Source organism: Desulforamulus aeronauticus DSM 10349 (genome assembly GCF_900142375.1).
GTDB lineage: Bacteria > Bacillota > Desulfotomaculia > Desulfotomaculales > Desulfotomaculaceae > Desulfotomaculum > Desulfotomaculum aeronauticum.
Genome location: NZ_FRAR01000011.1, coordinates 146914 through 158787, shown reverse-complemented (window position 1 = coordinate 158787; position 11874 = coordinate 146914). Strand labels below are relative to the sequence as shown.

10 protein-coding genes are annotated in these 11874 nt (G+C 46.1%); all 10 read right to left on the bottom strand.

The genetic code is table 11. The annotated features are described in order from the left end of the window. Positions 1–1029, bottom strand: a 1029-nt coding sequence (eno, locus tag BUA78_RS07800; RefSeq protein ID WP_072912842.1) for a phosphopyruvate hydratase, incomplete at its 3' end; no start/stop codon positions are given. 11 nt (positions 1030–1040) lie between these two features. Further along, entirely contained in the window at positions 1041–2063 is a 1023-nt protein-coding gene (gene gap, locus BUA78_RS07795; protein WP_072912840.1) for a type I glyceraldehyde-3-phosphate dehydrogenase, read from the bottom strand. A 68-nt stretch (positions 2064–2131) separates the two neighbouring features. Beyond that, complete coding sequence (locus tag BUA78_RS07790) at positions 2132–2893, bottom strand: DeoR/GlpR family DNA-binding transcription regulator (RefSeq protein WP_072912837.1); 762 nt, start codon at positions 2891–2893, stop codon at positions 2132–2134. Between the two features lie 30 nt (positions 2894–2923). Further along, positions 2924–4657, bottom strand: coding sequence for a pyruvate kinase (gene pyk / locus BUA78_RS07785; RefSeq protein ID WP_072912835.1), 1734 nt, complete (start codon positions 4655–4657; stop codon positions 2924–2926). Between the two features lie 188 nt (positions 4658–4845). Continuing rightward, a complete protein-coding gene (locus BUA78_RS07780) occupies positions 4846–5067 on the bottom strand; it encodes a hypothetical protein (protein WP_072912833.1) in 222 nt (73 codons plus the stop codon). A gap of 73 nt (positions 5068–5140) precedes the next feature. Next, on the bottom strand, positions 5141–5929 hold the full coding sequence (locus tag BUA78_RS07775; protein WP_072912831.1) for a sulfite exporter TauE/SafE family protein: 789 nt from the start codon (positions 5927–5929) through the stop codon (positions 5141–5143). Positions 5930–6172: 243 nt separating this feature from the next. After that, complete coding sequence (locus tag BUA78_RS07770) at positions 6173–6514, bottom strand: DsrE family protein (protein ID WP_072912829.1); 342 nt, start codon at positions 6512–6514, stop codon at positions 6173–6175. Between the two features lie 16 nt (positions 6515–6530). Continuing rightward, entirely contained in the window at positions 6531–7466 is a 936-nt protein-coding gene (gene hpsH, locus BUA78_RS07765; protein ID WP_072912827.1) for a (2S)-3-sulfopropanediol dehydratase activating enzyme, read from the bottom strand. A 77-nt stretch (positions 7467–7543) separates the two neighbouring features. Further along, positions 7544–10027 (bottom strand): (2S)-3-sulfopropanediol dehydratase, encoded by a 2484-nt coding sequence (gene hpsG, locus BUA78_RS07760; RefSeq protein WP_072912824.1) that lies wholly within the window; start codon positions 10025–10027, stop codon positions 7544–7546. Positions 10028–10072: 45 nt separating this feature from the next. After that, positions 10073–11389 carry an MFS transporter gene (locus BUA78_RS07755; protein WP_072912823.1) on the bottom strand — a complete coding sequence of 439 codons (1317 nt, stop codon included), beginning with the start codon at positions 11387–11389 and terminating at the stop codon, positions 10073–10075. Positions 11390–11874 lie beyond the last annotated feature (485 nt).

The following is an 11874-nucleotide window of genomic DNA, read 5'->3' as shown; positions in this document are numbered from 1 at the left end:
GCTGCCAATTTGGTTTACTTTGATGAGGATGGAGTTGCCCACTCTTTTTTTGATACCCTGGGAGAGTCGCTCGGTGTTGGTGACAAAAAGGTCGTCCCCCACCAGTTGGATTTTTTTGCCTAGGGTTTCTGTTAGTTTGGCCCAGCCTTCCCAGTCGTCTTCGGAGAGGCCGTCTTCGATGGTGATGATGGGGTATTTGTCTACCAGTTTTTGATAGAATTGGATCATTTCTTCGGAGGTGTAGGTGACTCCTTCTCCGGTCAGTTCGTATTTGCCGTCTTTGTACATTTCGGTGGCCGCTACGTCCAGGCCCAGGAGGACGTCTTGGCCCGGCTGGTAGCCAGCTTTTTCGATGGCTTCGATAATGACTGCCAGGGCTTCTTCGTTGCTTTTAAGGTTAGGCGCAAAGCCTCCTTCATCGCCTACGGCGGTGTTCAGGCCTCTGGCTTTGAGGACTGTTTTGAGGTTGTGGAAGATTTCTGCTCCCATCCGTAGGCCTTCGGAGAAGCTGTCTGCCCCTACCGGCAGCACCATGAATTCTTGGATGTCCACGTTGTTGTCGGCATGGGCTCCGCCGTTGAGGATGTTCATCATCGGTACCGGCAGTTCTTTGGCGTTGACTCCGCCGATGTATTGGTAGAGGGGCAGTCCAAGGTAGTTGGCAGCCGCTTTGGCTACGGCCAGGGAGACTCCCAGGATGGCATTAGCGCCCAGTTTTCCTTTGTTCGGAGTGCCGTCTAGTTCTATCATGAGTTGGTCAATGCCAATTTGGTCGGTAGCGTCCATGCCAATGAGTTCCGGGCTGATGATTTCGTTAACGTTTTCCACGGCTTGGATAACGCCTTTACCCAGGTAGCGGCCTTTGTCGCCATCCCGCAGTTCTACGGCTTCGTAGGCACCGGTGGAGGCTCCGGAGGGTACAGCGGCTCTGCCGACGGTACCGTCTTCCAGCCAAACTTCGGCTTCCAGGGTAGGATTGCCACGTGAGTCCAGTATTTCCCGGGCAAAAATATCGCTAATGATGGTCACTTTCATTCCTCCTATAAGCCCTTTGCAACTAGCATCTGAGCCAGATCTACTACCCGGTTGGAATAACCCCATTCATTGTCGTACCAGGAAACCACTTTGACCATATTCCCCTCAATCACCATCGTGGACAAGCCGTCAACGATGGAGGAGTTAGGATTGCCATTGAAGTCTTTGGACACCAGGGGTAACATACTAAAGGCCATAACACCCTTGAGGGAGCCTTCTGCTGCTTCCTGTAAGGCAGTATTAACTTCTTCCGCCGTGGTAGGTTTGGCTACCTCAACAACCAAATCCACGACAGAAACGTTAGGGGTCGGAACCCGCATAGCAAAGCCATTCAGTTTACCCTTTAACTCCGGTAGCACCAGAGCTACCGCCTTAGCAGCACCGGTGGTGGTAGGAATAATGGATTGTCCGGCAGCCCGGGCCCGACGCAGATCCTTGTGGGGTAAATCTAAGATCCTTTGATCATTGGTATAGGAGTGAACGGTAGTCATCAGACCTTTGACAATACCGAATTTTTCATGTAACACCTTAGCAAAGGGAGCTAGGCAGTTGGTCGTGCAAGATGCATTGGAAATAACCTGATGACTAGTTGGATCGTAAGTATGATCGTTAACACCCATCACGATGGTGGCATCAACTTCTTTCGCCGGAGCAGAAATAATTACTTTTTTAGCACCGGCCTCGATATGCTTAGCAGCATCCGGTCCTTTGTTAAACCGCCCGGTGGATTCAATAACAATATCCACTCCCAGTTGACCCCAGGGCAGTTTAGCAGGATCTGTTTCTGCGAACACTTTGACTTCTACATCATTAACCAGAATGGTATTTTCGGTGCAAGCAATCTCCGCTGCTACCTCACCATGTACAGAATCGTATTTCAGCAAATGCGCCAGAGTCTGGGGATCTGTTAAGTCATTTACCGCAACAATTTCTATGGGAGAACCGACTGTAAGCAAACCCTTTTTAAGCATAGCCCGCAATACATTTCTACCAATACGCCCAAAACCATTGATCGCAATTCTTGTCATCCGATATTCCTCCTTAATTAATTGATTAAATACTCTATGTTATAAAGGGGTCTTTACTGACAACAGTATTATATAGAGGCGATTAGTACTTTGACCCCTAATTTCTCAAGCTCTCGGCGTTCCTCCTCCGGCAAACCAGCATCCGTAACCACGGTATGCACTTTATCCCAGTGAGCAAAGGTATGATAATACACTTGGTGAAACTTTTCACTGTGGGCCACCAGAATCACCTGCCGGGCAGCCAATAACATAGCCTGCTTTACTTCTGACTCCAGCATGTTGTTGGTAGACAAGCCTCGTTCAAGACTAGCCCCTGTGGCAGCCAGAAATACTTTGTCAGCGTTGAAGCCTGTAAAGCTGGCTCTGGCCAGAGGACCCACGAGGGCCTGGGTGGCCCCACGAACTTCTCCCCCGGTCACCAAAACGGTCATCCCTTCTTCTCCGGTGGCCAGCACCGATGCTATGGGTAGCGAGTTGGTGATGACCACACAGGGTTTGTTGATGGCCTGAGCTACCGCTAAGGCGGTGGTTCCAGCATCCAGGATAACGGTTTCACCTTCGCCGATAAGTTCAGCCGCTACGCGGCCAATGGCTGTTTTTTCACGTTCTGCCTCCCCCAAGCGGGATAAAAAGCGCGCCTCCGAAGAAGAGGTTTGGGGGTAAAGTGCCCGCCCGTGCTCACGCTGCACCAACCCCAAAGCAGCCAAGGACTTTAAATCACGGCGAATTGTCATTTCAGATACGTCAAAACGCTGGGCCAACTCGGCAACCGTGAGATGACCGTATTCCTGTAATAATGAATGTATTTTTTCTTGACGATCAGCGCTCATGGTTATCCTCCTAGTACCCGTAAAGATATCTTAAAAAATAGTCACAGTTCCCTCATAAACGATCCCAGCATAAGCATCTACCGTGATCGTCTGTCCCTGGGGAATATTTTTAATTGCTTCCTGGGCTCCCACAATGGCTGGAATGCCGTAATGCAAGGCGGCTATGGCGGCAGATGAGGTTAACCCACCCTCTTCCACAATCAATGCCCCGGCCTGTGCAACCAGTGGCATAAAATCCGCATCAATGGCACTGGCTACTAAAACATCTCCCTGGTTGAAAGCATCTCTATCCGGGGAAGTAATGACCCGGGCTGTTCCAGTATAAGATTTACGACCAATTCCACTCCCTTTAGTAATGATATTGCCCACAATTTGCACCTTGACCATGTTGGTGGTACCCACCTGACCCGCCGGAACGCCAGCGGTAATGACCACGGCATCACCGGTTTTAATCAGGTTATGCTGCAACGCGGCTGTAACAGCCACCGACATCACTTGATCCGTGCCCGTGCTTTCGGACACGAGCAAAGGCTGCACCCCCCATTGCAGAGCTAGCTTACGTGCCGCCCCAACATAGGGAGTTGCTGCCACAATGGGGCAATGGGGGCGGTATTTAGAAATCATCCGGGCCGTTAAACCGGAGTGGGTGGGCGTTAAAATAGCCGCTGCAAAAAGATCCTCCGCAATGGTACAACTGGCATGGCTGATAGCCTCTGCTGCATTAAGCTGTGGATGTCGTTCTTTCGTTTTGTCTGCTACTATAGTTTCTGTACGCCTGGCGATTTTATCCATCATTTTTACCGCCTCCACCGGATACTGACCGGCGGCGGTTTCACCGGAGAGCATAATGGCATCCGCTCCATCTATGATGGCATTGGCTACATCACTTGCCTCTGCCCGGGTGGGGCGAGGCTGACGAATCATGGAGTCTAGCATTTGCGTGGCAACAATCACCGGCTTGCCCAGAAGATTACATTTGTTAATCATCTCTTTTTGGGAAATCGGTACTTCTTCGGCAGGAATCTCTACCCCAAGATCTCCCCGGGCAACCATTAGGCCATCTGTCACCTGCAGGATGGCATCAAGGTTTTCCAGACCCTCCTGGTTCTCTATTTTAGCGATAATATGGATATCGGCACCGGCTTCTTCAACGATCTTGCGCACCGCCAAAACATCCGCGGCCTTACGGGTAAAGGAGGCAGCAATAAAATCCACCCCTTGGACGATGCCAAACTTGATATCAGCAATGTCTTTTTCAGTGACAGCGGGCAGCTGGATGGACACACCGGGAACATTGACCCCTTTTTGAGATTTTAAAAGACCACCGTTACAAACTACTGTCGTGATCTTTTCTTTTTCCACTGCCGTGATTTCCAGATCCATTTGACCATCATCGATTAAGATATGTCCCCCAGGGCTAACCTCTTGCCACAGATTGGGGTAGGTGATGCCCACCCGTTCTTGGGAGCCAAGCTCGGGATTGGTATCTAACACAAAGGTGTCCCCCTGGGCCAACGCAGCGCCTTGTTCAGGAACCTTCATGGTTCGAATTTCCGGTCCCTTAGTATCCAGGACAATGGCTAAATGTCTTCCTATTTTCGCAGCTTCATCCCTTAGCACCGCAATGCGCCGTCCGTGTTCTTCATGGCTACCGTGGGAAAAATTGAGTCTTGCTACATCCATCCCGGCTTCTAGGAGTCTTCTTACTTGTTCAGGATGCTCACTGGCCGGTCCAATGGTACAGACAATTTTTGTTTTTCTCATTGTTGTTAGCCCCACTCGTATTCAAATAATTTTGTTTATTGTTCATATGAACATTATATTCTGTTGCTTTAAACAAATTCCTGCTAACATTATGTTAAATTGAACATTTTTTATATTTCTTGCCAACTATCCAAACTAAGAAGGGGAAACCCCTCATCTACGAGAAGTTTCCCCTTTTTATACAATTACTACCCTTTCTCCCCCATGCCAATATCATCATCGTTTTTATTGGTCAGTGTATTGGGAGCAGTTTTCATAGGATTGTGTCTAATCTGGTGCCCCCGGGGAGCCATTTCTTTTTGACTGGTCTCGGCTTCTGTAGAACCGTTCACCAGTTCCCCTTGATTGGTCACTGCTTGTTGGTGCATTACGCCAGATTGTAATGTATGCCTTTTATTATGAAGAGTCATAGGTACACCTCCGAGAAAAGTATGTCTTTATTGTTTCCCGAAAGGTATCCTAAATATTATCCTTTTTAGCCGGTTAAAAGCTTTTCAGTAACATGTAAAATCCTGTAATAACAAGAATACCATTAGTTATAATCTGAAACATTTTTTGATCGATTTTATCAAATAAAATATGCCCCAAATAAACGCCTGCAATCGCTGCCGGAATAAGATAGCTGGAAGCAATCACCACTGGCCAACTAATCTTCACCGTTAGAGCTTGGATAACCATACTGAGAATGTAAACAAAAATAAAAAACGCCAGGGTTGTGCTTCTTACTGTACCTTTCGGGGTATTATTCATAGCAAAATACAACGCCAGGGGTACGCCGGGCATACCAACACTGGTGGTTAGAGTACCGGCGCATAAACCAACTAAAATCTCATTCCGTTGCTCTGGCTCCTGCAACCATTTTTTAAAAGACGAACTAAAGGGTGCCGGCTCCTCTCCTACCGCAAAAGAATCTCCCTTCGCTGTGTACCACCTAGAGATCAGAAAAAAGGTGAGGGCCAGAATAACAATACTGACAGTTAATTTTAAAACACTTAAACTTACATAGGCAAAAAAGAATAAGCCCACCGGAATCCCTAGTAGGCTACCAATAATCAGCCTTTTTAGCATATCATCGTTAATCTCGTCTTTAATCTTTGGTGTCAAAATGACGGCTATCAGAAAGGACAGCATGATACTCATCTGAATGACATCTCGGGAATTGAAAACTAACAGCAAAAAAGGTGTCGCCACCACAGCAAAACCAAAACCAATGGCTGCTTGGGACATAGAAGCAACAAACACGATTAGTCCGGCAAGAATCCATTCATACATTTTGTCATCACCATCTTTAGTTTCAATGAGCGCTTGCGCGAATTGTGCACCAAAATGCGGGCGCTTTAGCGCCTACATTGCGCATTTTGTGTGCATCGCGCCGCGAGCGTTTTATCAAACGCCCCCTCAATCGGGAATTGAACCCACCACCGAGGGGGCGTTTGATAAAAATTATCCGTTATAGGACATAGGGTATCCTATAACGGATAGAAGGACTGTATTTTATTCCTATAAGATCATGCTCTAAGGTTTAATATACAAAAACCCTGCGGCTTGTTTAGCGACAATTTCTGTGATCCCCCCGGGAACCACCTTTACAAAGCCGGGTATGGAATTTTCATCTAACTGGTGGGCATTCAGGGCATTTCTACAGGCAATAAATTTCACTCCTGTTTCTGAAAGCTGCTTCATTTGATCTAGCAGGTCAGCCTTTTCTTGATTATAATAGGTGACCACTGCCGCAGCATTGGCTACCACTTCAATTTCTGCCCCATCCTTCCCCACATCCTTGAGGAAATTTTGGACGTTTAGTACGGCTTTGGGCCAGGTTTCGTTATCAGATACGTGAAATAAAACTTTGAACATTAATTATTGAGCCTCCTTAGTGTTTGTCACCTAAATGCTCTTGAACCAGTTTCTTCAAAACTGCCAGACGATCTTCCGCCATTGGTTTAACCCCACTCAGAAGATAGTCCTTGCCAAGATAAATATATTTAGGTTCTCCCAAACGGTGATATCCTAATAATTCGTAACGAACCTGCGGTATCCCTTTAATAAAATTTAGGATGGCTACTATATCCTGTTCAGTATCATTAAAACCTGGAATAACTGGAGTCCTGACTGTAATTGGCGTATTGGGGAAGCGGTTGCAAAGTCTCTGGAAATTATCCAGAATCTTCTCGTTGGGAACACCGGTGAATTCCTTGTGCTTATTAGAATTCATGCTCTTAATATCAAATAAAATATTGTCTACATACTGACATACCTGCTCAACCTTCTCCCAGTCGGCGTAACCACAGGTTTCAATAGTGGTGTTAATTCTTCTGCGCTTTGCTTCCTTGAGAAGCTCAGTGGCAAAATCCGCCTGCAAAAGGGGTTCCCCACCACTTAAGGTCATGCCGCCGCCGGATCGAGAGTAAAAGATGCTGTCTTGCTCCACCGTGTCCAAAACTTCATTGACACTCATGCTTTTGCCATACATATTCAGTGCTTTCGAGGGGCAGCTATCTGCACACAAATCACAGTTGGTGCATAACTTCCTGTCAATTCGAATTTTGTCTTGGTTTTTCTGAATAGCCCCTGCTGGACATATTGTAAGACAGTACTGGCATTCTGACGTACCGATACATTTATAATCATTATAAGCCAATTCAGGCTGCCTATGTTGGGATTCGGGATTGGCACACCACTGGCAGGTTAAAGGACAGCCCTTCAAAAAAACAATGCTTCTTATGCCTGGTCCATCGTGCACCGAGTAGCGCTGAATATTAAAGATAATCCCATTTTTTTTATTGATACCATTCGTCGCTTCAATCATATAGTGCCTCCTGATTGAAATATGGCTGTAAGTCCTGCTTAAAAAACAGGACTTACAGTTAGAATCTTGTTATTTAACTAGATGGTGTCGTGCTCGGTTCTGGCAATGATATCATCCTGGAGATCCGGAGACAGATCGCAGAAGTAGGCACTGTAACCAGCAACCCTGACAATGAGGCCACGGTACTTATCGGGATCTTTCTTGGCCTTCAACAAGGTTTCTTTATTCACAATATTAAACTGCAAATGCCATAGTTTCAAGTCACACCAAGTTCTAATAAAGGAAGCAAGTTTCTGGGTACCTTCTTCACCGGCTACGCAGGAAGGAGTGAACTTAATGTTCAACAGTCTGGAAGCCCGTTCCCGATAGTTATAGTTTTTGGAATTGAAGTTAGATAACAGAACTGCAGTGGGTCCATTAACGTCTGCACCGTGGGAGGCGGAGGAACCGTCTGCCAGAGGTGTGTAGGCCTTTCTGCCGTTGGGAGTAGCACTAACTACTTTACCAAAGGGAACGTGGGAAGTAAAGGGCACCAATCTCAGGTCAAGGTGCACGCCCAATTCCTTAGAGTACTTCCGGGTAAATTCCAAGGCCTGCTGGTCAACATCTCTGGCAATGGCATCTACATAGCAATCATTGTTACCATACTTGGGAGCGTTGATCAGCATTTGTCTGATGGCTTCTTTGCCTTCGAAGTTACACTTTAGGGCTTCAATAATTTCAGCCATGGTTAATTTCTTCTCTTCAAAGACCAGCTTTTTAATCGCCACTAACGAGTCTACTACGGTACCATAACCCATTAGCTCAAAGTAACCCATATCAATACCACCAGCAATTACAGGGGTATGCAGGTCTAAGCAATGTTCCATACACAGGTCATGCATGGAGGAACCCAGCGGTGTAGCAAAATGCTTGGGACGCAGGTTGATAATCACGTGCATTTGGATGAAAGCATGCTTTAAGAAGTTGGTGGTTTGGGCGGTGTAAGCCTGCCAAAACTCTTCCCATGTTTGGAAATTTCTAGGGTCGCCGGTTTCCAGACCAATTACTTCGTCGCCGGTGAGCAAGGTTTTGCCATTGTGCAGCACCATTTCCACTGCGGAAGCAAAGTTGACATAGGCGCAACCGCTGGTAAAGGTATCTCTGTTAGGCATTCTGGCCTCAGAGCAACCAGATACTGCATAATCATAGGCTTCTTCGAAAGCAGCACCCTTGGAAAGCAGCAAGGGAATCACTTCTTCGTCGTTGATTAATTTGGGGAAACCAGAACCTTCTTTAATGGTTAGGGCAACTTCATGCATGTAACGCTCAGGGGAACGGGCATGAATCCGAGCAGCCAGGTCAGGATAATTCAAGGGGAACTCCTGCTTGGATTTTAAGAACAAGTAGCTTAATTCATTGGTGGCGTCACGTCCATCGGGAGTCTGTCCGCCGATGGTTACAGCTTCCCAGTGGGCATACCCTTCATTAAAGGCACCACCGGTGGGAGATACATAGAGGTCGATGAACTGGGCCATGGCTACCCACATGCACTCCAGCAACTCAACAGCCTTTTCCTCGGTGAGGCGGCCTTCTTCAATATCCTTCTTATAGAAGGGATAGAAATACTGATCCATACGACCGTTGGAAATAATGGTACCGGTCTTTTGTTCTATTCTGGAGAACATTTGAGTAAACCATTGGGATTGTACGGCTTCACGGAAGTTACGAGCAGGATTTTCCGGTACCCACTGGCAAATCTCGGAAATCTCTAGTAATTCTTGCTTTCTAACAGCATCTGCTTCTGTAGCAGCCAATTCGGCAGCTAGTTTGGCATGTCTGTTGGCCCAAAGCACAATGGCATCACATACAGTAATTACCGCTTGCAGGTAGGGTGCCTTCTCCATGTTAGCTACCGGGCTATTGGAGTCAAGGGCAGCCAGTTTAGCCTGGGCCTCTTCTTTAATACCTTTAAAACCTCTTTTGAGAACTCTTTCATAATCGTGTACCCATTGGATGGAGGAACGGAAAGAGGCCGTTTCGTTAACGATAAATCTGGATTTCAAGGGATCCTTGGGATCATAGGTCATCTTCAGGGTATCTGCCGGCAGAGCTTCTGCTAGTTTTTCATGAAAGGTTTTACCCTTCCAGTAAGGGGCAATTTCATTAATGACGATATCAGCATCCGCTTGGCTGATGTTAAAGGGAGATTCCACACGGCTGGGTAGTTGTTCGATGGCAACATCCAGAAAATCGCCGTCTAATTCAGGGAACAGCATACCATATCTACCGGGCTGACCACCTCTACCTACCAGCAAATTGTTATCATCAATGTAAACAGTCATGTTTTGGGCAATGTGCAGCAGAGCCTTGGACCATCTTAATACTAAGGGCTCGCCTTCCGTTTGTTTCATGGACTCGGTGAAGTACTTGGCTCTCTCTACATCAATGATGGGGCGTTGGGTATGGAAACTTTCCAGGATCTTATAGATTCTTTCTCTACCCTTTTTAAAATCGTCTTTACCCAGCATTTCTTCCTGAATTCTTTGTTCATGGGGGCTTAGTACACAACAAGTAGTCATAAAAAGATTCCTCCTTTTTCTGATTCCTTAGAATATAATAATTTTTTATGCTATCTTAGCATTTTGCTCCGAGGTCATCTGGGCTTGCTCTGCTTGACGACGACGCAGCCAGGCAGCGGAAAGTGCACTAATGACACCGGAGAAGGCTACATAGGCGCATACCCCGACATAGCTGCCATTGCCTACTTTGAGTAAGGCAGTTGCAATAATCGGTGTCAGACCACTGGCAAAAATTCCCGAGAATTGATACACAAAAGAAATTCCTGTGTAGCGAATCCGGGCATCGAACAAATCGGCAAACAATGCAGCCTCCGGACCATATACCGAAGCGTAGAAAATCCCAAAGGGAATGATGATCGAAATCCAGATCAAAAATGTGCTACCACCGCTGTTTGTCATTAACCAAAAGGCCGGGAAAGCCGAGAAACCAGTAATTAAACTACCGTATAGATACAGCTTTGCTCTACCAACACGATCCGACAGGCGACCAAAATAAGGTATGGTAAAACACATTACTAAAGCAGCCACCATAACCCCCATCAAGGCCTCAGTACGGTCAATGTCTAAGGTTGAGGTTAGGTAGTTAATGGAAAATACACCAAAGATATTAAAGACAACACCATCAACGTACCGGGCACCCATCCCGGCCAACACATTGCCGGTATAACCACGCCACAGTTCCATAAAGGGAATTTTGACCTCTTTTTTGCTATCTTTAACCTTTTGAAATTCTGGGCTCTCCATAACATTCAAACGAATGTACATGCCCACCGCTACCATGAAGATACTGAGAACAAATGCAACACGCCAGCCCCAGGCCATAAACTGGGCCTCAGATAGGAGAAAAGACAGTAGCCCTACCACACCGGAAGCAAGGGTTAAACCAATGGCCAAGCCTATCTGCGGTAAACTAGCATAAAAACCACGCTCTTCTTTCGGTGCAGATTCAAAGGTCATGAGTATTGCACCGCCCCACTCACCGCCTAAACCGATCCCTTGGAAAATACGTAACATCAGCAGACAGATGGGGGCCCACACACCAATTTGATTGTAAGTGGGGACGAAACCAATTAATACGGTGGAGATACCCATAATCATTAACGTGGTAACCAAGACACTTTTACGTCCGATCTTGTCCCCAAAGTGTCCAAAGATAATACCGCCCAGAGGACGAGTAATAAAACCAACTGCAAAGGTTGCATAAGCCAATAGAGTAGAGATTAGGGGATCATCGGATGGAAAATACAATTTATTGAAAACGATACCCGCCACAACACCATAGAGAAAGAAATCGTACCATTCAATGGTTGCCCCAATTAAACTGGCAACAGTAATACGTCGTAACATAGTTTTGTCTCGCATATTGCCCCTCCTACTTTACTTTGAAGTTGTACATGTGCCTAGTTAATACCTAATGACCCAGAAAAATACTACAGCATAAGACCGAATAAGACCAAAATTCTTTTTTCATTTTGTTTACCTTGATTCTTGGGGTTTCGATGATATACAAGCTGCTCTATTGCCACCCCCTTGTGTTAGTTAGCATTTTCCCAAACGATTTCTTGGTGTTTTATATAGCAAGTGTCATGCCAATTGCAAAAAAATAGGTATTTAACCGACATCATTGCCCTGCTTCTTTTTACTTGTTGCAATAATGCATTGTTTTTTGCAGCATAACGTGTCGAATGTTAGCTAAAAACCTTGATTTTTAGCTTATTAAACGCCTGTGCAATTTTGCACAGGTTTATTGCAGTTTTGCATCAAATTTGTGCCTTTTGGTAATATCCCTTAGCTAAAATTAATAAATTCATCGTAATTAGTCACATTTGTGACAAAGTTTCTGTTAA

Bases quoted from the DNA above. Each gene is read 5' to 3' on its own strand.
- BUA78_RS07775 (WP_072912831.1), bottom strand. From the start codon at position 5,929: ATGTATGAATGGATTCTTGCCGGACTAATCGTGTTTGTTGCTTCTATG.
- gap (WP_072912840.1), bottom strand. From the start codon at position 2,063: ATGACAAGAATTGCGATCAATGGTTTTGGGCGTATTGGTAGAAATGTA.
- BUA78_RS07790 (WP_072912837.1), bottom strand. From the start codon at position 2,893: ATGAGCGCTGATCGTCAAGAAAAAATACATTCATTATTACAGGAATAC.
- BUA78_RS07755 (WP_072912823.1), bottom strand. From the start codon at position 11,389: ATGCGAGACAAAACTATGTTACGACGTATTACTGTTGCCAGTTTAATT.
- hpsG (WP_072912824.1), bottom strand. From the start codon at position 10,027: ATGACTACTTGTTGTGTACTAAGCCCCCATGAACAAAGAATTCAGGAA.
- BUA78_RS07770 (WP_072912829.1), bottom strand. From the start codon at position 6,514: ATGTTCAAAGTTTTATTTCACGTATCTGATAACGAAACCTGGCCCAAA.
- hpsH (WP_072912827.1), bottom strand. From the start codon at position 7,466: ATGATTGAAGCGACGAATGGTATCAATAAAAAAAATGGGATTATCTTT.
- pyk (WP_072912835.1), bottom strand. From the start codon at position 4,657: ATGAGAAAAACAAAAATTGTCTGTACCATTGGACCGGCCAGTGAGCAT.
- BUA78_RS07780 (WP_072912833.1), bottom strand. From the start codon at position 5,067: ATGACTCTTCATAATAAAAGGCATACATTACAATCTGGCGTAATGCAC.